Below are 23,873 nucleotides of genomic sequence, written 5' to 3' on the forward strand. Positions count from 1 at the left end.
GAGAAAAAAATCTTCAGACCCGGAACTAAAGACAATAAACTTCATTCTGATGAGAGTACTGCTTGGGATGAGCGGCGGTTTGGACAGTACCATGTCGGCCCTGTTATTAAAGGAGGCGGGACATCAGGTTATTGGTGTAACCCTCAGAACCTGGCACCGGCAACCTGCCGCCATCGAACGGGACATTAAAAAAGCGGGCGATATGGCCCGGCAGGTGGGCATTGAGCACCATGTGTTAGACATCCAAGATCTATTCAGGGAGGTTGTGGTGGATTATTTTTGCCGTGAATACCTCATTGGCAGGACACCCAACCCCTGTAATCGATGCAATCCCAGAATCAAATGGCCGGCCCTGCTAAATCTGGCAAAAGAACTGGGCTGCCACAACATTGCCACCGGACATTATGTGCAAAAACACTTCCGCAACAATAAGTGGTACATTAAAAAAGGAGTAGATCCTTCAAAAGATCAGTCCTACTTTTTATGGAATCTCAATCAGGAAGTGCTGAGTCAAGCACTCTTTCCGCTTGGCCGGATGACCAAATCCGAAGTCCGCGAATTGGCTTTAAAAAAAGGATTTCACAATATGGCCCGACAAAATGAAAGCATGGGGGTATGCTTTCTGGATGGTGCCAACTATCGCGAATTCATCAGCGAACAACTGGGCCCGTCCTCTCTTAAACCCGGCGACATAGTAACGGAAGAGGGTGAAGTGGTGGGCAGACACAATGGCATTGCCCATTTTACCATAGGGCAAAAAAAAGGATTGGGACTTCCGGATAAGGCCTTTTTTGTTATCAGCCTTGAAGCGGAAACCAATCGAGTAGTGGTCTCCAAATCGGCGTCATTAGAAACCGGGCAAGTTATACTTTCCGACTACTACCTCACAGAACCTCTGCAAAAGGATGAGCAAAGGAGTGCGGCGATCCGTATTCGAGGCATTGATGCGGTCCCTCCCATTCCCGGCATCTTTAAAGAGCAGGATGACGAAAGGCTTCTGGTCACGTTTAAAAACCCGGCATGGGGTATTACCCCCGGTCAGAGTGTCGTCTTTTATCAGGACGACCTGGTTATTGGCGGCGGAATCGTTTAACCCGGCACGACACTAGATCAGCTTAATTTCCAGAATATTTTTTGTTTTGGGAGTGACTTTGAAGCGGTCATCGATTCTTTTACCAACCACCCATACGATTTCATTGCCCGATAATAAAAGCCAGGTTCTTTCTTTCTCGATTAATGAGAACTTCTCATCCACAAAAAAGTCACTCAACTTTTTAAAAGTCACCATTCCCAAAGGACGAAACTGATCTCCTTTTTGCCAATGCCTTATTTTTAGAGGAAATTCAACAAGATCGGCATCCAAATGAATACAATCTGCATGTCTCGAAAACTGAAAATCATCCCTTCTTTTGAGGTGACGCAATTTCAATTTTAAAGGATCATGAATCTCACTCTCTTCGCTGTCAATGTAGAACGACTCTTCCTCATCCGACTCTTTGGGCACAACCACCAGATTGAAGCGGTCTCTGATCAACCTGTATTGGCCGGAAAAAAATTGTTTGCCGGGCACCCCCTCTAAACAAGCAATGATTTCTGCGACGGTCTGACGATTAAACCCATAAGGTCGCAAAATTTCAAAAAGAATGGTTGATTTCTGCGGATGCTGGTCCATCAAACGAATTGGAATCATGAGCTGATCTCCTTCACTGGCCACCATTTGAGTCTTAACCGCTTCCACTTCCTTCGTGACGATTTGCCATGCTTCTTCCAAATTACGGAAGTTTTGCATCATGGTGGTAAAGAATGAAGGGTTCAGGCTTTTAAACACCGGAAGAATATTGTGTCGGATCCGATTTCGCTGAAAGGTGGTGTCGGCATTGGAAGAATCGGTTCGGAAAGGAATCTGCTGTTCCCCACAGTAACTTTCAATTTGGCTTCGATTGAGTGCTAACATGGGCCTAAGCACTTTACCATTCATCACCTGCATCCCTCTCAGACCCCTCAATCCCGTCCCACGAATAAGGTTAAGAAAAAATGTTTCGATCATATCGTCGCCATGATGACCGGTCACAATCCATTTCAGGTCTCTCTTCCCGGAAAGATGATAAAACCAATTGTACCTCAGGTCACGGGCAGCCATCTCAATGGAAATGCCTTTACTTTTAGCCTCTTCATGGGTGTCGAAATGACTGATATGAAGCGGGATGTTAAGCTTTTGACAAAAATCGACAACAAACTTCTCATCCTCATCCGACTCACGTCCTCTCAGGTGAAAATTACAATGGGCGGCCTCACAGTGATAGCCCAATTTATTCAAGATATGCAACAATGCCATCGAGTCGGCTCCACCACTTAAAGCAACCAACAAGTTATCACTACTTTTAACGCCGCAGGAAACAAGCACTTCCTTTACCTGATCTTCCATCATAAGTCATGGTTAATAAACAGTTTTCGAAGAGTTTTGGCCTTTAACCAGCACTCTTCATACTCATCCTCAGCATCACATGCTGCTGTTATGGCACTTCCTACTGAATAGGAAAGATATCGGTCCATCTGATTGTATAAAAAGCTTCGTATCACCACATTAAAATCAAAGTCCAGTTCAGGTGTAATGTAGCCCACGGAACCGGAATACAGACCTCTGGCACTTTTCTCGTAGCGGTCAATGAGCTCCATCGCCTTAATCTTGGGCGCCCCTGTCATAGATCCCATCGGGAAGCTATGTTTTAAAGGATCCAACCAATGCGCATCATGATGCATTTGTGCCGTTACGGTAGAGATCATTTGGAAAACGCCGGGGAATGGTAAAACGCTGCACAATTCATCCACCTTAACGGTTCCGCGCGCGGCAGAACGCGACAGATCGTTTCGCACCAGGTCGGTAATCATAATATTTTCGGCTCTCTCCTTTTCCGATTCAGAAAGCGTTCTCATCAGATTTAAATCCCGATCTTTAACATCACTTCGCCGGATGGTTCCTTTCATGGGCTGTGAGAGAATCATGGCACCTCTCTTCCGTAAATAACGTTCGGGCGAGGCCCCCATTAAAAAAGAGTGATTATCCCTTAACAATGCAGAGAAAGGCATGGGTGATATTCCTAGTAATTTTTCGAATACCATAGCCGGATCCACATTAACCTCATGGGAAAAAAACTCCATACAAAAGTTCACCTCATAAATATCTCCCCTGTGGATATGCTCTTTTAACTTTTCCACCCCGTCAAGGTACTGCCGGTGCGACATGTTGCATTTGAAATCGACCTTCGGCAAAGCATCATCTGCAACCGCCAACCGCTTGATCCGATCAATAAAAGCATGGCATGTCTTTGGGGTATCCAGCCGGCTCTCATAACCCATGGACCAGTCTTGGCCGTTTTTCTTAAGCAAAAAGCGCGGCCGGAAAAAACTCAATTTACGAAATCCCGATTTTTCCTTGTGTGAGGTAGACAAACCGGATTCAAGGTCATTCTTTAAATCGTAGGAGAAATATCCCAGAAACCAATCACCGGCGGCATTGATGGCTGCATCCATCTGGGCAAGATGATCATGGATGACATCGATGGCATCGAATCCGGCCAACAGGTCGAAAGCACGGTATGGTTGTACGTCTCCATGATAGAATGGATATTTATCCACCAACACGGCAGCATAATCAAAACAATTGACCATTCGGTAAAGTCTGCGTTCAAATACTTCATCCTGAACGCCCAAAGAGAAGGATAACCATTTACGCATAATTGCAAAATTAAGCGGATAATTCTCGATAACAAAAAAAGCCACCCTTAAATAGAGTGGCTTAAAAGCTATGGTTAAATGGTAATATTACTTTTTCCCGAGATAGCTTGCAATACCTTCCTGAGTAGGTTTCAGGGCTTCTTCACCTTTATGCCAGTTGGCAGGACAAACCTCTCCGTTTTCTTCAAAAAACTGCAATGCGTCAACCATACGCAACACTTCGTCAACACTACGACCCAAAGGCATGTCATTGACCACCTGATGACGAACAACACCTTCTTTGTCAATCAGGAACAATCCTCTGTAAGCTTGAGGAACGCCTTCATAAATCGCATTTCCTTCTTCATCGTAGTAATATTCGCCAGCCAGCACATCATAGTTTTTAGAAATGCTCATGCTGCTGTCGGCAACCAAAGGAAATTTAACCCCTTTAATTCCACCATCTTTTTTCTCGGTCTGCAACCATTTCCAGTGGCTAAATTCCTGATCGGTGCTGGCACCCACCACGGCCACATTTCTTTTTTCAAATTCTGCAATTTTGTCCTGCATAGCAATAATTTCAGTAGGACAAACAAAAGTAAAGTCTGCAGGGTAAAAGAAGAAAACAACATATTTTTTTCCTTCGTACTGCTTTAATGAGAAATTCTCAACAATTTCTCCACCGTTGATTACTGCAGGGGCTTTAAATTCCGGTGCTTTTTTTCCAACTAATACTGCCATAATAATAAAATTTTATATTGTTATAAATTCATCTCTTTCTCGACAGACAAAATTACAAAGGAGAATCTACTCTGCAATAATTCCGGTACTTTTTTGCCTTTTATTTTATCTATAGTTATTGATGAAATCTATATGAAGAACAAAGAAATATTATATACCCCCTAAACCATCTAAATAACAGCGGATTATCGATCACCTAACTCGATTACCTCCAACTCCTTCACTTTGCCTTGGTCGATGGAGAAACGGATGGCAGTGCGAATGCGATGAATTCCTATTTTTCCTGCCGCACCCGGATTCATATGAAGCAGGCCCAGTTTCTTGTCATTCATCACCTTCAGAATGTGGCTATGCCCCGAAATAAACAGATCGGGCGGATCCTGAATCAATTGAGAACGTACTAAAGGGGAATATCGACCGGGATACCCGCCAATGTGAGTCATCCACACCTTCACCCCTTCACACTCAAAGCGCTGATGTTGGGGAGCTTGAGCACGAATCTTCCAGTCATCGATATTGCCATAGACGGCGCGACAGGTCTTAAACGACTCAAGATCACACAGGAGTGTTTCCGAACCGATGTCGCCGGCATGCCAAATTTCATCCACCTCATCAAACAAACGGAAAAAACGGGGATCTAAAAACCCGTGCGTATCGGACAATAAACCTATTCTTTTCACCAGTATAAAATTAGGTACATTCATTGGTCTGATGGCACTCGCATGCCCATCAGTTTATACATGTTCTTGTGGTGACAACTCTACGTTGTCATGCTCGTTTCATGCGATCACTCCCGATCCGGTTAATTCATCATCCTGATACCAAGCCGCAAATTGCCCCGAAGTAATTCCTCTCTGGAACTCATCAAAAACAATAAAAAGACCGTTTTCTCGCTGATACAGTACGCCATCCTGCAGTGGTTGACGATAGCGTATGCGTATTTTCAATCTCCGGGACTCCCCGACCTTCATGGCCAAATCGGGACGGATCCAATGAATTTCCCGGTTATTCACTTTCAACACTTTCCGGAACAATCCGGGGTGCTTCTTCCCCATTCCCACAAAAACCTGATTATACTGCACATCAATCCCCAACACAAACAAAGGCTCGGGAAATCCTCCGATATTAAGCCCTTTGCGTTGCCCAATGGTGTAAAAATGAGCGCCGTTATGTTCGCCTATTTTAGAGCCGTATTTAGGATGGAAAGCATAGGGTAAAGCCAACGCTTCAAGAACTTCGTTGGAAGGGTCATCCGCCGTGCGATTCCATTCCCGGTTAAAGAGTTCACAATCTGTGGGCACCAAAAACACTTTCCCTTTTTGAGCTTTAAGTTTTTGCTGCAAAAACACGGGAAGGTCCACTTTCCCAACAAAGCAAATACCTTGCGAGTCCTTCTTATGGGCCGTTACCAAATTGAGTTCACCGGCCATTTTCCGCACCTCAGGCTTCACCATATCGCCTATAGGAAACAAAGCCTTAGCCAATTGCTCCTGAGATAACTGGCAGAGGAAGTAACTTTGATCTTTGTTGCCGTCAGAGCCTGCCAACAAACGATGCATTACACCGTTTGGCGTTTCAATCGTTTCTTTGCGGCAATAATGCCCTGTGGCAACAAAATCGGCCCCCAATTCAAAGGCCTTCTCCATAAAAACATCAAACTTAATTTCCCGATTACATAGGACATCCGGATTCGGGGTCCGTCCCTTTTCATATTCGGAGAACATATAATCCACCACTCTGGCCCGATATTCCCGGCTCAAATCAATAAAATGAAACGGGATACCCAATTTTCTAGCCACTGCTTCGGCATCAAACTTATCATCCAGCCAGGGGCAGTCAGCTTCCAGCACACCGGTTGTATCGTGCCAGTTTTTCATAAACAGCCCCACCACGTCATAGCCCTGATCCATTAAGACCCGGGCCGCCACACTGGAGTCGACCCCCCCCGACAGACCGACCACTACACGTTTTCTCTTTGTTGTCATCTACATAAAAAATTAAGTGGCAAAGTTAATGGTTTTAAGGAAACAATTGACAAAACAAAAACGGGACCTTTCCAAAGAAAGATCCCGCCAACCATTTGTCAACAAACAAAAATTTATTAATGACTACACTGATTTTCACCGGTGACCAATTGACCGTTGAGGTAATCTTTGATCAGCTCTTCCGGAGCATTTTTCGGCACTCCAATCACCGGGGTCACACCAAACTGATTGAATAAAGTCACGGCTTTTTGTCCAATGCCACCCACCAACACCACATTGACACCTTTTGAGCTGAGCCATTTGGGGATAACTCCGGGTTCATGAGGCGGCGGCACTTCTTCTTTGATCTCCTGTATTTTGCCATCCACAACATCGGCAACGGCAAAATACTGACAATGGCCAAAATGATCACTCAAAAGACCATTTACCACGGGAATAGCAATTCTCTGTTCCATATTTTATAAAATAATATTTGAACTTATTTTCAACATAAACCGGTGGTCTCAACAGGATACATAAAGCAGCATTAAGAACCCACCGGTTGCAATCAATCACAAAGAAAACAAAACACTATCCACTCAAAGCTTAACGCCTTCCGAGACCGCGTCCTCTGCCTTTCCCTGCACCTTGGCCTCTTCCTCCCCGTCCTGCCCGACGACGATCCTCATCGTTAGCATAACCGGGTGTTTGATTTCCACTACAGAAACCTTTTCCTCTTCCGGAGCGAGGACCTTGTCCTGCTGGTCCGGTTTTGTCACCTGCTGGCATAATAATTTATTTTAATGAATATTGACGATTTCCCTCTGCAAGGGAAAGATGCTATCTGTCACCCATGGTCCATAATAGAACACCAACCACTTTCCACACATCATAAACTTCATACATCAGGAAATCAAATTATTTTCAAAATTAAATTCCCACCACAAAGTGAACATTTGTTCATTTAATATCCAAATTTTTTAGGACTTTTTTTTGTAGGAACTTGTTAGATGATGAAAAGATAGTCTGGTAACCTTATCCCGATCGTTCAAAGCAATCATCACAAACAAAGCTTTTGCAGCCAATGCTTTTTCGTCATCATAAAGCGACTCTGCATACAGCTCCACCTCTACCTCCAGTTTCACCGGTCCGGCATTTTTGACATTGGCAATGATCTCAACGATAGAATTTTCTTTGACGGGTGCCTTGAATTCTACTTTTTCCACAGATGCAGTAAACATCTTCTGACGAGTGGCACGTGTGGCACAGATAAATGCAGTTTCATCCATCCACTTCATGATCTCTCCGCCAAATAAAGTTTCATTTGCATTTAAGGTACCGGGAAAAACCATTTTACATTGACGCGTTTCGGCGCCTTTATATAATTCATTGATTTGATGCATCGACTTTTTTCTTTAATGGCGGCAAAATTAATTATTTGTTTTTCACCACGGAACAATTCATGGCATAATTTGACCTTTTCATGGTTCATATTAAGTAAAGTCAAGGGCCATCATTTTCAGGGATCCCGGAAAAATCACTACTGGGGAACCATCCTGCTATAAGCATGGACCACGGACTGACTCCATAATCCGAAGCGATGATCCATCCACAGGAGGCAATCGAGTCAACGACGGAAAGTCTTATACCTATTTTCCTTATCTTTGTATCCTTACAGTCTCAACAATCTTCAAAACAAAATATAATGCCCAATCAACGCAGACTCAGAAAAATAGATTCTCCACCCAAAATCGAAGGCTTTAAACCCGTTGGCATAAAGATGAGGAATATCGATAAAGTTGTGTTGCTGTTCGAAGAATATGAATCGATCCGACTCATTGATTATGAAAATATGAATCAGGAAGAGGCCGCTCAGCGCATGGACATTTCCCGCCCAACCTTCACGAGAGTTTATAAAAAAGCACGAAAAACCATTGCCAAAGCGTTGGTCGAAGGAAAAGCCATTATCATTGAAGGAGGCACCTATATTTCAGAGAATTATTGGGCCCGCTGCAAGAAATGTGCACAACTCACTACCGCATCGACGCCTTTAACCTCCTGCCCGCATTGTCACTCAACAGATCTGAACAATCTTCACCAACCGAAATAAAAAAACCGGCAACGCAATCATTGCCGGCCTTTTCCTATTGTAATGATCACCCGTATAGCCGATTAGTTTTTCTTTTCCCAAAGGGCTTCCATATCCTCCAAAGTGCGTCCTTTCGTTTCCGGAACAAATCTCCAAACAAACAAAAGAGACAAGACACTCATGATTCCGTAAATGCTATAGGTCATAGCACTACTGAACTCCATCATGGCAGGATAGGTCGATGAAACAAGATAATTGGCAGTCCATTGCGCAGCAACAGCAATGGCAACAGCCTTTCCCCGAATCTTGTTGGGAAAGATTTCAGAGATCAACACCCAGGTAATGGGTCCCCATGACATCATGAACGACGCCGTGTAAACAATCATAAAGACCAAGGTACTGATGCCAATAATGTCATAGAATGCCAATCCGGCAATGGCAAACATACCAATGGCCATACCTGCCGAACCAACAATTAACAAGGGTTTTCTACCCCAATTGTCCACCGTAAAGATCGCCACCACGGTAAACACCACATTCACCAACCCCATGATAACGGTTTGCAACATGGAAGCATCCTTAGCAGCGCCCATACTTTCAAAAATCCGGGGCGCATAATACAAGGCAACATTAATCCCTACAAATTGCTGAAAAACGGATAGTAAAATCCCAATAACAATGACTGCCTTCCCAAATGAAAATAAATTTTCTGAAGTATGTTGCTTTAAGCTCTCCTTTATTTCGCCCATCACCGACTGAGCAACCTCTTTCCCATTAATTTTTGTAAGAATTTGAAATGCTTTCTCTTCATTGTTTTTCAGAGCAAGATAACGTGGCGTTTCAGGAACGAGGAAAAGAAGAATTCCGAAAAGCCCTGCCGGGACCACCTCTGATAAAAACATTCTCCGCCATCCAATTTCATTAATCCATTCAATGGTTTGCCCGTGAGCAATCCCCCAATTGACAAAGTAAACCACCAGCATACCAAAGATAATGGCAAACTGGTTCAGTGAGACTAACCGACCACGAATACTGGCCGGTGCCACTTCACCGATATACATGGGACTGAGTGCCGAGGCCAAGCCGACACCGATACCGCCGATAACCCGATAAAAATTAAACATTAACAACAAACCGATGGTAGGTTCTCCCCGCTCAAAAAACAAAAACTCTGGATAGCCGGATCCAAGAGCAGAAAGGAAAAATAGAATCGCTGCAAACTGAAGAGACTTTTTACGGCCAAACCCGGTAGCTAATAATCCCGAAATCAGACCACCAATAATACACCCAATAAGTGCACTCGAAGTAGTAATACCATGAATAATAGAGCTTAGCCCCTGACTCTCGATCAGGTAGGCCTGAACAGACTTCTCTGCACCGGAAATAACAGCGGTATCATAACCAAAGAGAAGACCACCTAACGTTGCAATCAACGTTATGGCAACCACATAATACTTACTTTTTCCATCCATTAAACTATTCTTTAAAGTTTTATTGTTGATTAACGATGAATCACCAAAACAAAACGACACAAAAAAGAAATAATAAACATCGCTTTAAAAAGGAGCGACAGCATCCTTATTACTGCCGCTCCTCAAGCAATGCAAAAACAGCACTTTTAAATGTATAGGTTAATTAACTGTTCATAAAGCTCCTGCTTACCACTAATCAAGGCAGGCTCACCGGACTCAAGTGCAATTTTTCGCAAGTCTTCAAGGGTCAGTTTTCCTTGCTCAAACTCGGCACCTTTCCCTGAATCAAAGGATGCATAACGTTGGGCACGCATTTTCTTATAATCAGATTCAGAAAGAATACGATCAGCAGCCTTCAACGCTCTGGCGAATACATCCATACCTGAAATGTGAGCAATAAACAAGTCTTCCAGATCTGTAGAATTTCTTCTTACTTTGGCATCAAAGTTAACCCCACCGGTGGTAAAACCTCCGGCTTCCAAAATAACCAACATGGCCTCAATGGTTTCATAGACATTGATAGGGAACTGATCGGTATCCCAACCATTTTGATAGTCACCACGATTGGCATCAATACTTCCGAGCATACCGGCATCTGCAGCCATCTGCAACTCATGTTGGAAGGTATGTTGCGCCAAGGTAGCATGATTCACTTCAATATTCAGTTTAAAGTCTTTATCCAAGCCATAATGACGCAGGAAGCCGATAACTGTTTCAGAATCGAAATCATACTGATGCTTGGTGGGCTCCATTGGTTTGGGTTCAATCAGGAAGGTTCCCTTAAACCCATTCTTACGACCATAATCACGCGCCATAGTTAACATACGAGCCAGATGGTCTTTCTCACGTTTGGTCAATGTATTAAGCAAAGACATGTATCCTTCGCGTCCTCCCCAAAAGACATAGTTGGATCCGCCAAGAGCAATAGTTGCATCAATAGCATTTTTAATCTGAGTTCCTGCGTGTGCTACGGCCGTAAAATCAGGATTGGTAGCAGCACCGTTCATGTAACGAGGATTGCTGAATACATTAGCAGTACCCCACAGAAGTTTAATTCCCGAAGCACTCTGTTTTTCCTTAGCATACTCAACCATCTTTTGTAGCCGAGTTTCAATCTCTGCAACCGAACCATCGCCAGCAACATCCACGTCATGAAAACACCAGAAGGGGATCCCCATCTTGGTCATAAATTCAAAGGCAGCATCCATCCGGTTTTGATTTCTCTCCATCACATCGGAGGAGTTGTCCCAAGGGAAAATTCTAGTTCCGGGACCAAAAGGATCGCCGCCATCCCCTGTCAGTGTGTGCCAATAGGCCATAGCGAACCGAAGATGATCTTTCATCGTTTTTCCGGCAACCACTTCATCTTCATTATACCACTTATAGGCCAAAGGATTTTTTGAATCTTTACCTTCGAATTTAATTTTTCCAATTCCTGGAAAAAATTCTTTTTTTCCGATTAGTACTTCCATTGTTTCTTATTTTAAAATGTTATTCAGTTTTTGTTTCCAATCATCATAATGCTTATTAATAACTTCGGCTTCTTCATTGGGTGTTACCACCTCCAGTTGATTCAGATTTTCAAAAGCTTCTTGCGGGGATTTCCAGATTCCGGCCCCAAGAGCTGCTCCTCTTGCTGCGCCGAGTGATCCGTCCGTATCGTACAATTCCACGGTAGCTCCGGCGAGATTAGATAATGTTTGACGAAAGAGAGAGCTCAAAAACATGTTGGCCTTGCCGGCACGAATAACTTTGGTATTAACCCCCATTTTCTGCATAATATCCATTCCGTATCTGAAACTAAAAGCGATGCCCTCCTGTCCGGCCCTTAACAGATGGCTCTGCCGATGGATATTAAAATTGAGTCCGTTTAAGGTCGCCCCCGGGTTGGCATCTCCAAGGACACGTTCAGCCCCATTGCCGAATGGGAAAAACCGCAATCCATCAGCACCTGCAGGAGCCGACAATGCCATCTCATTCATTTGGGCATAATCAAGATCTTTCGCTGTATTATGCCTCAACCATGCATTCAAGATCCCCGTTCCGTTAATGCACAACAAAATCCCCAGCCGTCTCTGATCTTTACTGTGATTAACATGCGCAAACGTATTCACGCGAGATTGGGCATCCGGCGACAATTGGTCACTCACTCCGTAAACCACACCTGAAGTACCGGCAGTTGCGGCCACCTCTCCCGGCTCCAAAACATTTAATGAGAAGGCATTATTAGGCTGATCACCGGCTCTGTAAGAGACCGGGATACCGGAAGGCAGTCCAAGATCATCTGCCACATCCGATCTTAATGTCCCCTGAGGCGCAAAAACCGGGACTTGCTGCGGAATAAGGTCTGTCGAAAAACCAAAATATTCCATCAATTCAGAGGACAATTCATTCTTCTGGAAATCAACGAATATGCCTTCGGACAAACCAGATAAAGTAGTATTTTTTTCACCCGTAAGACGATAGGCAATATAATCACCGGGAAGCATAATCTTATCAATCCGGTCATAGACTTCGGGTTCATTATCTTTAACCCAGGCCAATTTGGCAGCGGTGAAGTTTCCCGGTGAATTAAGCAAATGATCAAGGGACCAATTTTCTCCCAGCGAATGAAAAGCCTCGCGTCCATAATTGACAGCGCGACTGTCGCACCATATTATGGAAGGTCGTACCACCTGACCATTTTTATCCAGAGCCACCAATCCGTGCATCTGGTAGGTTATCCCAATTGCTCTGATATCTGAGGTCTTTACGGATGCCTCGGTAAGCACTTCTCCCAGCGCTTTTTTCAGGTTGTTCCACCAATCTTCCGGGTCCTGTTCTGCCCATTCGGGATGAGGGACAGAAATGCTCATTTCCTTTTTCGGATAAAAGGCAGAGGCAATGCCTGTTCCTTTCTCGATATCCAGCAAGCTCACCTTAACGGAAGAACTTCCAATGTCAAATCCTAGTGTGTAAGCCATGTGTTACTCTGTTCTGTTCTGATTTGTATAAATAAAAAACTATTTTTCGCACCCATAACTATTTCTCATTAAAGAGACTCTCGAACATGAATGGTGGTCGGCACGCATATCCGCATAGGGGAATCATTCGCCACAAATTCAGCAGCCCTCATGCCCAACATTCGAAAATCGGTCGAAATAACTGTAATCCCTTTATAAATAAATTTCTTCATAGGCGTTTCATTATAGGACAAAAAGCCCACATCTTCTCCGGGTTCCAGTTGTTTTTCACGAGATTGTTCCAAAAAGCGTCCTAGTATACGATCACTAACACTCATGTATGCAACCCCTTTTTCAATGTTAAACTGATTACTGTCTTGCAATACTTCATGTTTAACCTTATGTTTTCGGCAAAACTTTTTAAAATACTCAACAGAATCATAGGGATGGTTCGTGTATTCGGGATATACAAAAACAAATTTTTTATACTTCCGAACCATATGAAGAATTTTTTCCAACTCATCCAAAACCGGTTGGCCAAAATCCTGATACAAAACATTATTGGTTTCAGAAGCATAAATATTCCAATCTATTAACAACAGTTTATCTTCAGGTAACATCCCCAAAGTATCAGGTACGGAAGGATGATCAAAAGGCATGATTACATATTTGGCATATTTTCCAATGCTCTCTTCAATTTGCTTTCGGAATACCTCCGGTTTGTAGTGATGAAAATGGACATCTGCAATCACATTCTTAGGAAGATTCTTAAAAAACGAATCATAAAGGACCTCTTTATACGCCTTAAAAGTATCCAAAAACAAAAATACCCTTCTAATTTCCTTGGCAATAAAGTAGCCTTTATTGGGAACCGACAGAATGACTCCTTGGTCTTTTAAAAGGGAATAGGCCTTAAACACAGTATCCCGAGAAAGTTTATACTCTTTGCAAACCTGATTTACCGATGGTAAATGATCTCCAACACTCAAACGATCTTCCGAAATAGCATTATTGACCGAGTCAACCAATTGTCTGAATTTCGGGACGTCTGAAGAACTGCTAACAGCAAACTTAAATTCCTTATTCTTATCTCCTTTAATCATTCTGTTCTGGTATGTCTGAAATGCAAAGATAAATTTTTTCCATAATTCGAACAGAAAATTTTTCTTTTTTATTTTCGAAATTACAAAACCAAGAAAAACTCTTTTTAGTTAAACTTCATTAATTATTAAGCTCAAAGGACTTAAATATTGCTCAAGGACATTACCTTTGCTGCATGTTTTTGCAGACGATTCCTTTGGATGCAGTCTGAAATAGCGCAAAAACCCTTCACGTTCAGTTCAACCAAAATTGATGGCGAGGTTGCAAAACGTGATACTTAAGGAAAAAAGTGAGCACGTTTCTTTTTTGGTTGAAGATCATTCAAAATTCTTCAAAAGAGACTTAATAGACACTTTGGTGCGGCCCGGCATGTACCCCCCGATCAACAGGGTTACATAAACCATTGAGAGTGCGACATTACGTCCACTGCTCAGGGGAGCTAGAACAAACCGATCATAGAACCATCAAAAGTTTAAAATTAAGACATTTTTAAAATAATCATATGCAAAATTTTGTAGAAACCGGGCTTCGTCCGGAAATTCTCAAATCCCTGGAAAACATGGGATTTGAAACCCCCACCCCCATTCAGGCGAAAACCATTCCTTTCATTTTAGAATCTGAAAATGATTTAGTGGCTCTGGCACAAACCGGCACCGGGAAAACGGCAGCATTCGGTCTTCCAATACTCCACAAAATCGATCCCTCTCGATCAGAGATACAAAGCATTGTTCTTTGTCCCACCCGTGAATTGTGCCTCCAAATCACTCGTGACATCGAACAGTTCAGTACCAACCTGTCTGTTTCTGTAGTGGCTGTATATGGCGGGGAACCAATAAACCGGCAAATAAGTGCCATCAAGCGCAGTTGCCACATGGTTGTAGGCACCCCCGGACGAGTAAATGACCTAATCAACCGTAGAACATTAAACTTATCTTCTATTCGCTTCCTGGTACTGGACGAAGCAGACGAGATGCTTAAAATGGGTTTCAAAGATGAGATGGATGCGATTCTGGCAGAAACCCCTTCCGAGAAACAAACCCTTCTTTTCTCAGCAACCATGCCACCCGACATAGAGTCCATTGCTGGCAAAAATATGCGGAAGCCAACGAAAATAAGCGTTACCAGCTCCAATCAGACGGCCGACAATATCGAGCACCTCTATATGGTAACCTCTCCATCTGCAACTTATCAAGCCCTAAGGAGGTTTGCTGACATGCATCCCGATATTTACAGTATCATTTTTTGCAGAACAAGGCAGGAAACAAAGGATATCGCCAACAAGCTGATCGCTGATGGCTATAATGCCGATGCACTGCATGGTGAATTATCACAGGGACAACGTGACCAGGTAATGGGACGATTCCGGAAAAAGCATCTGCAGATTTTAGTGGCAACAGACGTGGCCGCCAGAGGGCTTGATGTCAACGATCTCACCCACGTCATCCATTATCATCTTCCCGATGAGACGGAAAATTACATTCACAGAAGTGGAAGAACCGGACGGGCAGGAAAATCTGGTACTTCCTTAGCCATTGTTGCGCCGAAAGAACAGAATAAAATAAAAATGCTGGAAAGAAAAATCAAAAAATCTTTCGAACGGAAAATGGTACCGGCCGGAATCGATGTATTTCAGACAAGACTAACAAAATATCTGGAAACCCTGGAAACTGCCAACCAAAACGGCTTTCCTATGGAACAGTACATGCCCCTTGTTGAAGAAAAACTGAGCCACCTGTCTAAAGAAGAAATCATCCAAGGAATTCTTTCCAAAGAGTTTGCACGGGTATACAACGATTACATCAATGCACCGGACCTCAATTCGTCCGGAGAACGAGAAAGTTATACCAACAAGAAAGGACGAAAAAAACGAGAAAAAGGAAGACGTTTTTCAAAATTCTCTATTAACCTGGGACGAAAAAACAACATGCGCCCCGACTTATTAATCAACCTCATCAACAGACATACCCCTGAATACAATATCCAAATCGGAAAAATTGATATTCAACCGGCCAATACCATTTTTGAGGCTGACCGTCATTACGAAAAAGAATTAATTAAAGCCTTCAAAAAAGCCAGATTTAAAGGAAATTCTTTATCTGTACAGGCCTTTAAAAAACGATAGCAATATTGATTCCCCAACAAAAAAGAGGGTCGCTCATCTTCAATGAACGACCCTCTATTAACCAAACCTAACCCTAAACTATGAGAAAACTTATTCCAATATAAACAAAGCTTGTGCCGAAGTCAACTAAAACTATGTTAAAAATTCAGTTATTATTCTTATCGCCTCAGGCCATTAATTCTATTTAACAAAAATATAATTTCCACCTCTTTATTTCCTCCTCACGCACTCCATAACCGCCCCTATAATGATCGGGCAAAGATAAGATGAATTCTCATTCTCAAAGATCAATATCAGTTAAACTAAGTTAAAGCCAGGCATCTCCCTTAAAACCTGTAACTAAAGGCAATACTTAGATTTTCCTTAAACTGAATCTTGTCCGATTCGTTGCTATAGTATCTCAAATAAGTTCCAATTCTGGTACTGAGAAAAATATTGATTTTCATATCCAATATCAATTCCCACTCCCCTTGAATTTGATTATCTCTCCCCATATATTCATAGAAAAAATCAAATTTGGAGGCAAGATTAAAGTCTTTGGCAAACGCCCATTTAAAGTTATTCACAACAGAAGCTCCCCCCATATTGTCACTTTTCTTATCGGCCGGAATATTATATTTGGTCTGATCAAACTTGGCAGTATCGGCCACATAAGTGAGCTTGGATGTAAAAGGCAATAACATCAAGGTAAAATTCTTTTCCTTATAATCCATCCCTAACGCCATGGTCAAATAAGCAGGTGCCAAAAATCCGGAAATAGGCGTTTCCTTTTCGGTATCATTCTTATTATATCCGTTAAAAAACTGCGTTTTAAAATTAAAAAGACCACTATAGTACCATTTTTTACTAGCACTTAATCCATATTTTGTGTTAAGTTCTATTAAATCATCATTCACTCTGGTTTTCCGTTCTTCAGAGCTCAGAATACCGAGTTTATGGATGGCATAACTCTCCCATTCAACATTATCGATTTTATATTTGGCATTGACCCTCAAATCACTAAGCAATGTAATGGCATTCTCTCCTCCCTTGGCCCAATTCTCGAGATAAGCCTGAGAAAACTGAATATTCTCTGTTCCCCCATAGGTCCATCGACGGACCACCCCGGTTCGTTTTTCCATTACGCGTCTGGTATTTAAGTCCTCATAGTTTAAAAGCCGGCTTATTTCATCATGTGCACTCCGCTTTTCGATCCAACCTTCACCGAATGAAATTTTGGGCGGATCAGGAATACTATCCCATATTTCTTCTGTAAAATAGGGATATTCAACCAAAAACTTATTCATAATATCGATCCCGGGTGAAGACTCATTCACCCTCAATAAAGTATCAGCCCCAGCGGGATGCTTTAGAAAATTCTGGTACTTGTCCAATTGGGTAGTATCAAACATTGAAGGATAGTCATATACTGGCGGATACTCAACACCCTTATACATTAGCGATAATGCAAACGGATTATAATCGCTTGTGACCTTCTTCCGATCCAACAATTTCAAAAGATTGAAATCATCAAAAAAATCGGTGGTCCGGATTAAATGATTTAAGAATTCCTGAAAAAGCACTCTTGAACCAATAAATCGACTGTAATAATCAATCGTCTCAAATTGGATTCTGCCAAAAGAAAAAACATGAGACTCTTGTAATGGCAAATTATTTTTAAGATGGCTTTGCCAATTAACACTTTCAGATTCTTCTTTATCGGTATTCAATATGGTGGAATAAGTTTTATTTTGATCCTGTGATCCAGGACGGATAAATTCAATAACTTCCTGACTTTGAATTCGGGAAGAAGTTGACATCAAAAAAAAACAGACTAAAAAACAAAAAAGAATTAGTTTTTTCCCCATAATAGCCACCATTTGATCAACAAAAGTAAGTGTTTTTGTACACTTTTCGAAAAGTGAAAACCATAATGCTTTTGAAAACCTTCTTCAAACGTTTTTCTTCTTCATTATAAAATAGTTTCGACTAGTTGACCATTAAGAAAACATCGGTACCGTACTTACTCATGATGACAGCGCCGGAGGAAAGATCCAAACCAGAGGTCTTGTAACCGGCAGAGCAAATTCATTTTCCGGTTTTTGCCAATTTTGGCCCATTCATTCCTTCGCACAACATTTATTTTGCATAGCTTTGCAAACGGCTAAAGACAAAATATTAATGAAAGATCTGACATATGGTCGTGAAGGCCAATTAATATTTAAGTTTGCCATACCAATGGTAATTGGAAACATCTTTCAGCAATTATACAATATAGTTGATTCCATCATTGTGGGCAGGATTTTAGGGGATCAAGCACTGGCAGCTGTAGGTGCTTCATTTCCCATTTTTTATACGTTAATTGCCTTCGTAATCGGCATTGGAAGTGGAGCAACTGTAGTTATTGGTCAGTATTTTGGTGCGAAGAATTATCACAATGTAAAAAAAGCTATTGGTACGTTATTCGTTTTTATATTTATCGCGTCAATCGTATTATCAATTTCAGGAATTCTATTCGCAGAAGAAATATTTACCTTATTGAGTGTGGGGGAAGATGTAATGCCTGAAGCTGTGAGCTATTTTTCCGTTTACATGTCGGGATTACTTATCTATTTTGCCTTAAACAGTACTGCCTCAGTTTTACGAGGCCTCGGAGACAGCCGAACCCCATTGCTATTTTTCAGCATTGCTACCATCGCAAACATCCTATTGGATTTACTATTTATTCTTGTATTCCACTGGGGTATAGAAGGCGCGGCATTTGCCACTATTGTAGCACAGGGTGGCACCTTTTTAGCGGCAACATTTATCCTAAACCGACGTCAACATCTTCTTCAATTCAATCGCAAATCCCTGGTATTCGACCGGGCTATTTTCAAAAAAAGTATTGCAATAGGTCTCCCCACCGGGTTCCAGCAAGCTTTTGTGGCGTTGGGCATGATGGCTCTAATCAGAATAATTAACAATTTTGAGACCCCTGTTTTGGCCGCTTATACTGCAGCTAGTCGCATAGATGCACTGGCATCCATGCCGGCCATGAATTTGGCATCGGCGCTTTCCGCTTTTGTGGGTCAGAATATGGGGGCCGGAAAAATCTTAAGAATCCGAAAAGGATTACGAGCCACCCTATTAATGTCGTGGGCAATCAGCCTGGCTGTTATGTTTATAGTAATCATGCAAGGAAAAAACCTCATGTCGCTCTTCACAACTAGTGCGGAAGTCATTGAATATGGAAGGAATTACCTGCTAATTGTCAGTTCATTTTATCCGGTTTTTGCAACGATGTTCACTATGCATGGCGCACTCAGAGGTGCTGGTGATACGCTTATTCCAATGTTTATCACACTCATATCACTTTGGTTAATCCGGATTCCTTTGGCAGCCTGGTTCTCCGGACAAATAGGACCCTCCGGCATTTGGTGGGCCATCCCTTGTGGGTGGATCATCGGACTCATTGGTTCATTGATCTACTACCTGACGGGAAGATGGAAAAATAAGAAGGTGGTTTAAGCCCATCATAACAACCTCATTACATTACAAATAGAATCACAGCAACCAAGTCAAAATAGCATTTTCGACCGAACATGTCTGTTTCTGTTTCTAACTTCAGAAGTTTTGAAAAACTGACATTGCAAGGCGTAGAAATCAAGCTCACTTTATTCGGTAAACTTCAATATTTTCAAGCTTTCTTTAAAAGTCTTTATGGAAGAAATAGAGGTAAAACCATTTGGAAGGTAAGGTTGCAATTCTTTCACCTGTTTACCGCTAACCAGAAAAGGAATCCCCACAAAAGCTTTGCTCAATTTCAGCAAAAGAGTCTGCAATTCATTTTTTTCACGGGCAGTCACGAAGGAAGTAAAAAAGGCATCAGCAGGTCTGATTTGATGGATAACGCTCAAATCGTCCATCGGTACGGATGCACCCAGATATACCACATTCAAGCCCTCTTTTCGCGCAATAAAGCTATAGAACAGAATACCAAGTTCATGATTTTCTCCTTCAGGAAGAAAAAAGACAATACGAGGCCCTTTTGCCACAAGACTTTGCATCTCATTGTCGATCGCCACAATCATTTTTTGGCGAATTAAATTGGAAATAAAATGTTCCTGTGCCGGATTTATAGTTCCTGTTTGCCACAACATTCCAATTCGTTCAAGAAAAGGAAATAATACTTGTTCAACTGTAGCCTCAAACCCCAATTTTATAACCGCACTTGATAAAACATTAGCAAATTTTTTCTCGTCCAGCTCCAACATTGACACCATTAAACTTTCAATCTGAATATCATTATTCCTTGAATCCAGACAAAGATCCAACACCCTATCTCGAAGCTGCTTATCATCCAGGCTGGCGATATTTGAAATCTTATAACCTTTTTGATTTAAGATCGAAATATTGAGCAGCTTTTTCAGATCGGCATCTGAATAATACCTAATATTAGTAGAAGTCCTATTTGGATGGATGAGCCCGTAACGACGCTCCCATATTCTAATAGTATGAGCTTTTATTCCTGAAATATTTTCCAGGTCTTTAATGGAATAAACAGCCATATTTTTACAAATTATAAAATGAGCCCAACAAAATATTGTTTAATCTGGACGCAAAAGAAAACAACAATGATAAAGGGGACAACTGTTGAACTGTTCACGTTCTTCAGGAAGCCCCTTTGTCCTATTTCAATCGACCTTTATTAGGGAACGATAACTTTATCAATAACATGTACGACGCCATTAGTCCCTTTTATATCCGCCAAAACAACATTAATATCGTCATCGATTACGACGCCATTATCGACATTAATAGACAACATCTTCTCAGCATTAAGCGTTTGAATGGTCCCGTTCGATAAATCTTCTGACAAATAAAGACCGCTAATAACGTGTGAAAGTAGCACCGCTTCAAGAGTGGTCTCATCAATCTCACTTAACCCAGAAACATCTAATGCTTCAAATAACGCTTCAAAAGCAGCATTGGTTGGTGCAAATATAGTGAAGGGTCCTTCAGCACTTAAGGCTTCCACTAAGTCTGCCTTTACCAAAGCTTCAACCAGATAAGAAAAATCTGAATTGTCCAGAGCTAAATCTACAAGTGCAGGAGGAATCAATACTTCATCAATAGCATGAATAATTCCATTGGTCGCAACTACATCCGTAACTATGACATTACTATTCCCATTAAGAATAACAGTTTCCCCAACACTAACCTGCAGGCTCACGGTCTCATCCCCCACCTGACTAAGGGTCGAAAGATAACCGGACACCAGTTCCGACGAGCCAGTAAATCCATTTAAGACATGATAAAGCAAAATGGGTGTTAAATCTTCTGCAGACAGATCATCCAAAGTAAAGCCCAGATTTGTAAACAACTCAACAAAAGCAGCATCAACAGGTGCAAACACCGTAAAACTTAAGGCTTCATTATTAAGCGTTTCAGTCAATCCGGCTTTGGTTACGATTTGATCCAGGATGGAAAAAGCACTATTAACGGCAGCATGCCCCGATAGTGATAATGGCAAAAGCACTTTATCCACAACATGAATGACTCCATTGTCCGCCATTATATCTGTAGTAGTTATGGTGGCACGGCTGTTAATCATTTCCTCATCCATATTCACATACATAGATAAAGTATAATTTTCTTCGGGACCGTTAGCCTTTGTACTGTAGTATCCTGTTTGTACTTCAGCTGCGACTGCTTCACCATCCAAAACATGATATAAAAGTACACTGGTAAGAGTCGCCGTTGGGATATCTTCCAACTCTTCGTAACCCAACTCGGTCAACAAACTCTCGAAAGCATTATTGGTGGGAGCAAACACCGTATACTCAGCGGTCTTATCGGCCAGGACATCATCCAAACCCGTCAAGACCAACGCATCTACCAACACAGAAAAATCATCATCGGAAGAGGCTACATCCACAATAGTATTACTCTTAACTGGGATTATATCTTTTTTGTCATCATCTTTGTCGCATGATGCAACCATTAACACCCCAATTAATAAAATCAACATTCTTAAACTCAACTTTTTCATGGCCCTTGGTTTTAATTTAATTAATTTAGACTAAACACAAATAATAAACAGAGAGAACAATATTTTGTTCATTTTTTTTTAAAATATATTAGTCAATCCTGGATTTAAAAGAATCATTCCAAGAAAGGATATCAGGCCAAATCCTAAAATATCGAAGGCCAATAAAACTTTATTGCTAGTTAATAGCTAACTTTGCATGCCTAAACATCAATCAATAATTTATTTCAATGATAAAGTCCATGACAGGTTTTGGGAAGGCTGTTTGCCAACTCCCAACCAAACGTATAATAATAGAAATCAAAGCATTAAACAGCAAACAACTGGACGTCAACATCCGTATTCCGAATCACTATAAGGAAAAAGAGCTTGCCCTCAGAAGCATTATTGGTCAAACATTAAGAAGAGGAAAAATCGATATCACGTTTAATGTGGAATCGATGATGCCGGATAAAATTTCACAAATTAATGAAGATGTCATCCGGGCGTATCACAGCCAGCTTAAATCTGTTGCGAAAAACCTAGGCATCAACGACAATACAGATTTTTTACGTATTATCATGCCTTTGCCCGACACCATGAAATCGGCTCAGCCGGAACTTGATGATGAAGAATGGATTGCTGTTCAAAAAAGTTTTCAACAGGCAATTGAGCAATTGGATGAGTTCAGAATACAGGAAGGTGAAGCCATGTTGAAAGATGTAAAGCACCACAACCAAAGCATTAGGAAGCTGCTTGATGAAGTTGCAACCTTTGAAAAACAAAGAGCAGAAAAGATAAAAAACAGGATTAAAGAAAATCTGGAGAATTTGAAGCTCAACGGTAGTGTAGATGAAAACCGCTTTGAGCAGGAGCTCATTTATTATCTCGAAAAATTAGACATATCAGAAGAAAAAACCAGGCTTAAAAATCACATTAACTATTTTAATGAAACCTTAGAAGAAGTAGGTCCTGTTGGCAAAAAGCTGGGGTTCATTTCGCAGGAAATGGGAAGAGAGATCAACACCCTCGGCTCCAAAGCCAGCGATTCGGAAATTCAACGAATTGTTGTCAAGATGAAAGATGAACTGGAAAAGATAAAGGAACAAATTCTCAACATTTTGTAAATTTAACCCAAGCTACTTTCTAGATTAATCAATGGATGCTTATGGCAGGAAAAATCATCATATTCTCAGCTCCCTCAGGTTCCGGTAAAACAACGATTGTTCGTCAACTAATGCAAAAGATACCCAGGCTTTCTTTTTCCATTTCAGCGACCAATCGCCCCCCAAGAAAAAATGAAAAAGACGGCGTAGATTACTATTTTTTACCTACCGAACAATTCCGAAAGAAAATTAACAATGGTGAATTTCTTGAATGGGAAGAAGTTTATCAGGGTACTTATTACGGAACACTAAAAAGCGAAATAGACCGAATAAATGCAGAAGGAAAAGTGGCGGTCCTTGATGTAGATGTGGTGGGAGGAACCAACATCAAAAAGCAATATGGACAAGAAGCTCTGGCTATTTTTATTAAGCCACCGTCATTGCATGAGTTGGAAAAACGATTAAAAAACCGGGATACAGACAGCATCGCTATCATCCAGAAACGTTTGGCAAAAGCAGAAAAAGAACTTGGCTATGCACGTTTTTTCGATCAAATTATCGTAAACGATCAACTAGAAGTAGCCTATGAAGAAGCTGAAATGCTGGTGAATAAATTTATTTCACTCAAATAGA

General features: G+C 41.6%; 21 protein-coding genes. 6 read left to right on the top strand and 15 right to left on the bottom strand.

Going from position 1 to position 23,873, the window contains the following annotated elements; all coding sequences use genetic code 11:
- The first annotated feature begins 49 nt into the window (after positions 1–49).
- On the top strand, positions 50–1,093 hold the full coding sequence (gene mnmA, locus ACT29H_RS12190) for a tRNA 2-thiouridine(34) synthase MnmA (protein WP_444821911.1): 1,044 nt from the start codon (positions 50–52) through the stop codon (positions 1,091–1,093).
- Between the two features lie 12 nt (positions 1,094–1,105).
- Here the strand turns inward: mnmA (ACT29H_RS12190) and tilS are convergent, their stop codons facing one another.
- From tilS to ACT29H_RS12230, 8 genes are all read right to left on the bottom strand, one after another.
- A complete protein-coding gene (tilS, locus tag ACT29H_RS12195) occupies positions 1,106–2,428 on the bottom strand; it encodes a tRNA lysidine(34) synthetase TilS (protein ID WP_444821912.1) in 1,323 nt (440 codons plus the stop codon).
- Positions 2,425–3,735 carry a chorismate-binding protein gene (locus tag ACT29H_RS12200; RefSeq protein WP_444821913.1) on the bottom strand — a complete coding sequence of 437 codons (1,311 nt, stop codon included), beginning with the start codon at positions 3,733–3,735 and terminating at the stop codon, positions 2,425–2,427. The genes tilS and ACT29H_RS12200 overlap by 4 nt, the downstream gene beginning before the upstream one ends.
- A gap of 87 nt (positions 3,736–3,822) precedes the next feature.
- Complete coding sequence (locus ACT29H_RS12205; protein WP_444821914.1) at positions 3,823–4,455, bottom strand: peroxiredoxin; 633 nt, start codon at positions 4,453–4,455, stop codon at positions 3,823–3,825.
- Positions 4,456–4,640: 185 nt separating this feature from the next.
- Positions 4,641–5,135: a metallophosphoesterase family protein gene (locus ACT29H_RS12210; RefSeq protein WP_444821915.1), complete on the bottom strand. Its 495-nt coding sequence runs from the start codon at positions 5,133–5,135 to the stop codon at positions 4,641–4,643.
- A 99-nt stretch (positions 5,136–5,234) separates the two neighbouring features.
- The gene (gene mnmA, locus ACT29H_RS12215) at positions 5,235–6,440 is read right to left on the bottom strand and encodes a tRNA 2-thiouridine(34) synthase MnmA (protein ID WP_444821916.1); all 1,206 of its coding nucleotides are present in this window, start codon (positions 6,438–6,440) and stop codon (positions 5,235–5,237) included.
- Between the two features lie 116 nt (positions 6,441–6,556).
- Entirely contained in the window at positions 6,557–6,895 is a 339-nt protein-coding gene (locus tag ACT29H_RS12220) for a NifB/NifX family molybdenum-iron cluster-binding protein (RefSeq protein ID WP_444821917.1), read from the bottom strand.
- A gap of 130 nt (positions 6,896–7,025) precedes the next feature.
- A complete protein-coding gene (locus ACT29H_RS12225) occupies positions 7,026–7,208 on the bottom strand; it encodes a DUF5320 domain-containing protein (protein ID WP_444821918.1) in 183 nt (60 codons plus the stop codon).
- Between the two features lie 191 nt (positions 7,209–7,399).
- Complete coding sequence (locus tag ACT29H_RS12230; protein ID WP_444821919.1) at positions 7,400–7,822, bottom strand: acyl-CoA thioesterase; 423 nt, start codon at positions 7,820–7,822, stop codon at positions 7,400–7,402.
- Between the two features lie 302 nt (positions 7,823–8,124).
- Here ACT29H_RS12230 and ACT29H_RS12235 point away from each other — a divergent pair, with 302 nt between their 5' ends.
- A complete protein-coding gene (locus tag ACT29H_RS12235) occupies positions 8,125–8,529 on the top strand; it encodes a DUF134 domain-containing protein (protein ID WP_444821920.1) in 405 nt (134 codons plus the stop codon).
- A gap of 62 nt (positions 8,530–8,591) precedes the next feature.
- Here the strand turns inward: ACT29H_RS12235 and xylE are convergent, their stop codons facing one another.
- The 4 genes from xylE to ACT29H_RS12255 all read right to left on the bottom strand — a co-directional run bounded on the left by xylE (position 8,592) and on the right by ACT29H_RS12255 (position 14,025).
- On the bottom strand, positions 8,592–9,980 hold the full coding sequence (xylE, locus tag ACT29H_RS12240; protein WP_444821921.1) for a D-xylose transporter XylE: 1,389 nt from the start codon (positions 9,978–9,980) through the stop codon (positions 8,592–8,594).
- Between the two features lie 146 nt (positions 9,981–10,126).
- On the bottom strand, positions 10,127–11,452 hold the full coding sequence (gene xylA / locus ACT29H_RS12245; protein ID WP_444821922.1) for a xylose isomerase: 1,326 nt from the start codon (positions 11,450–11,452) through the stop codon (positions 10,127–10,129).
- A gap of 6 nt (positions 11,453–11,458) precedes the next feature.
- Positions 11,459–12,943: a xylulokinase gene (locus ACT29H_RS12250; protein WP_444821923.1), complete on the bottom strand. Its 1,485-nt coding sequence runs from the start codon at positions 12,941–12,943 to the stop codon at positions 11,459–11,461.
- A 68-nt stretch (positions 12,944–13,011) separates the two neighbouring features.
- The gene (locus tag ACT29H_RS12255; protein WP_444821924.1) at positions 13,012–14,025 is read right to left on the bottom strand and encodes a GntR family transcriptional regulator; all 1,014 of its coding nucleotides are present in this window, start codon (positions 14,023–14,025) and stop codon (positions 13,012–13,014) included.
- Positions 14,026–14,525: 500 nt separating this feature from the next.
- On the opposite strand from ACT29H_RS12255, the gene ACT29H_RS12260 reads away from it, so the two are divergent.
- Entirely contained in the window at positions 14,526–16,145 is a 1,620-nt protein-coding gene (locus ACT29H_RS12260) for a DEAD/DEAH box helicase (protein WP_444821925.1), read from the top strand.
- A 326-nt stretch (positions 16,146–16,471) separates the two neighbouring features.
- Here the strand turns inward: ACT29H_RS12260 and ACT29H_RS12265 are convergent, their stop codons facing one another.
- Positions 16,472–17,992 (bottom strand): DUF3078 domain-containing protein, encoded by a 1,521-nt coding sequence (locus tag ACT29H_RS12265; RefSeq protein ID WP_444821926.1) that lies wholly within the window; start codon positions 17,990–17,992, stop codon positions 16,472–16,474.
- A gap of 313 nt (positions 17,993–18,305) precedes the next feature.
- Here ACT29H_RS12265 and ACT29H_RS12270 point away from each other — a divergent pair, with 313 nt between their 5' ends.
- Positions 18,306–19,634 carry an MATE family efflux transporter gene (locus tag ACT29H_RS12270; RefSeq protein ID WP_444821927.1) on the top strand — a complete coding sequence of 443 codons (1,329 nt, stop codon included), beginning with the start codon at positions 18,306–18,308 and terminating at the stop codon, positions 19,632–19,634.
- Between the two features lie 146 nt (positions 19,635–19,780).
- On the opposite strand, the gene ACT29H_RS12275 is transcribed toward ACT29H_RS12270, so the two are convergent.
- Entirely contained in the window at positions 19,781–20,674 is an 894-nt protein-coding gene (locus tag ACT29H_RS12275; RefSeq protein ID WP_444821928.1) for a MerR family transcriptional regulator, read from the bottom strand.
- Between the two features lie 140 nt (positions 20,675–20,814).
- Positions 20,815–22,158 carry a fasciclin domain-containing protein gene (locus ACT29H_RS12280; protein WP_444821929.1) on the bottom strand — a complete coding sequence of 448 codons (1,344 nt, stop codon included), beginning with the start codon at positions 22,156–22,158 and terminating at the stop codon, positions 20,815–20,817.
- Positions 22,159–22,385: 227 nt separating this feature from the next.
- Here ACT29H_RS12280 and ACT29H_RS12285 point away from each other — a divergent pair, with 227 nt between their 5' ends.
- Together ACT29H_RS12285 and gmk are read left to right on the top strand one after the other, a co-directional pair.
- A complete protein-coding gene (locus tag ACT29H_RS12285) occupies positions 22,386–23,261 on the top strand; it encodes a YicC/YloC family endoribonuclease (protein ID WP_444821930.1) in 876 nt (291 codons plus the stop codon).
- Positions 23,262–23,302: 41 nt separating this feature from the next.
- A complete protein-coding gene (gene gmk / locus ACT29H_RS12290) occupies positions 23,303–23,872 on the top strand; it encodes a guanylate kinase (RefSeq protein WP_444821931.1) in 570 nt (189 codons plus the stop codon).
- Position 23,873 lies beyond the last annotated feature (1 nt).

The sequence above is a fragment of the Thermophagus sp. OGC60D27 genome (genome assembly GCF_052400625.1).
Taxonomy (GTDB): Bacteria; Bacteroidota; Bacteroidia; order Bacteroidales; family Marinilabiliaceae; genus Thermophagus.

Bases quoted from the DNA above. Each gene is read 5' to 3' on its own strand.
- mnmA (WP_444821911.1), top strand. From the start codon at position 50: ATGAGAGTACTGCTTGGGATGAGCGGCGGTTTGGACAGTACCATGTCG.
- tilS (WP_444821912.1), bottom strand. From the start codon at position 2,428: ATGATGGAAGATCAGGTAAAGGAAGTGCTTGTTTCCTGCGGCGTTAAA.
- ACT29H_RS12200 (WP_444821913.1), bottom strand. From the start codon at position 3,735: ATGCGTAAATGGTTATCCTTCTCTTTGGGCGTTCAGGATGAAGTATTT.
- ACT29H_RS12205 (WP_444821914.1), bottom strand. From the start codon at position 4,455: ATGGCAGTATTAGTTGGAAAAAAAGCACCGGAATTTAAAGCCCCTGCA.
- mnmA (WP_444821916.1), bottom strand. From the start codon at position 6,440: ATGACAACAAAGAGAAAACGTGTAGTGGTCGGTCTGTCGGGGGGGGTC.
- ACT29H_RS12220 (WP_444821917.1), bottom strand. From the start codon at position 6,895: ATGGAACAGAGAATTGCTATTCCCGTGGTAAATGGTCTTTTGAGTGAT.
- ACT29H_RS12225 (WP_444821918.1), bottom strand. From the start codon at position 7,208: ATGCCAGCAGGTGACAAAACCGGACCAGCAGGACAAGGTCCTCGCTCC.
- ACT29H_RS12230 (WP_444821919.1), bottom strand. From the start codon at position 7,822: ATGCATCAAATCAATGAATTATATAAAGGCGCCGAAACGCGTCAATGT.
- ACT29H_RS12235 (WP_444821920.1), top strand. From the start codon at position 8,125: ATGCCCAATCAACGCAGACTCAGAAAAATAGATTCTCCACCCAAAATC.
- xylE (WP_444821921.1), bottom strand. From the start codon at position 9,980: ATGGATGGAAAAAGTAAGTATTATGTGGTTGCCATAACGTTGATTGCA.
- xylA (WP_444821922.1), bottom strand. From the start codon at position 11,452: ATGGAAGTACTAATCGGAAAAAAAGAATTTTTTCCAGGAATTGGAAAA.
- ACT29H_RS12250 (WP_444821923.1), bottom strand. From the start codon at position 12,943: ATGGCTTACACACTAGGATTTGACATTGGAAGTTCTTCCGTTAAGGTG.
- ACT29H_RS12255 (WP_444821924.1), bottom strand. From the start codon at position 14,025: ATGATTAAAGGAGATAAGAATAAGGAATTTAAGTTTGCTGTTAGCAGT.
- ACT29H_RS12260 (WP_444821925.1), top strand. From the start codon at position 14,526: ATGCAAAATTTTGTAGAAACCGGGCTTCGTCCGGAAATTCTCAAATCC.
- ACT29H_RS12265 (WP_444821926.1), bottom strand. From the start codon at position 17,992: ATGGGGAAAAAACTAATTCTTTTTTGTTTTTTAGTCTGTTTTTTTTTG.
- ACT29H_RS12270 (WP_444821927.1), top strand. From the start codon at position 18,306: ATGAAAGATCTGACATATGGTCGTGAAGGCCAATTAATATTTAAGTTT.
- ACT29H_RS12275 (WP_444821928.1), bottom strand. From the start codon at position 20,674: ATGGCTGTTTATTCCATTAAAGACCTGGAAAATATTTCAGGAATAAAA.
- ACT29H_RS12280 (WP_444821929.1), bottom strand. From the start codon at position 22,158: ATGAAAAAGTTGAGTTTAAGAATGTTGATTTTATTAATTGGGGTGTTA.
- ACT29H_RS12285 (WP_444821930.1), top strand. From the start codon at position 22,386: ATGATAAAGTCCATGACAGGTTTTGGGAAGGCTGTTTGCCAACTCCCA.
- gmk (WP_444821931.1), top strand. From the start codon at position 23,303: ATGGCAGGAAAAATCATCATATTCTCAGCTCCCTCAGGTTCCGGTAAA.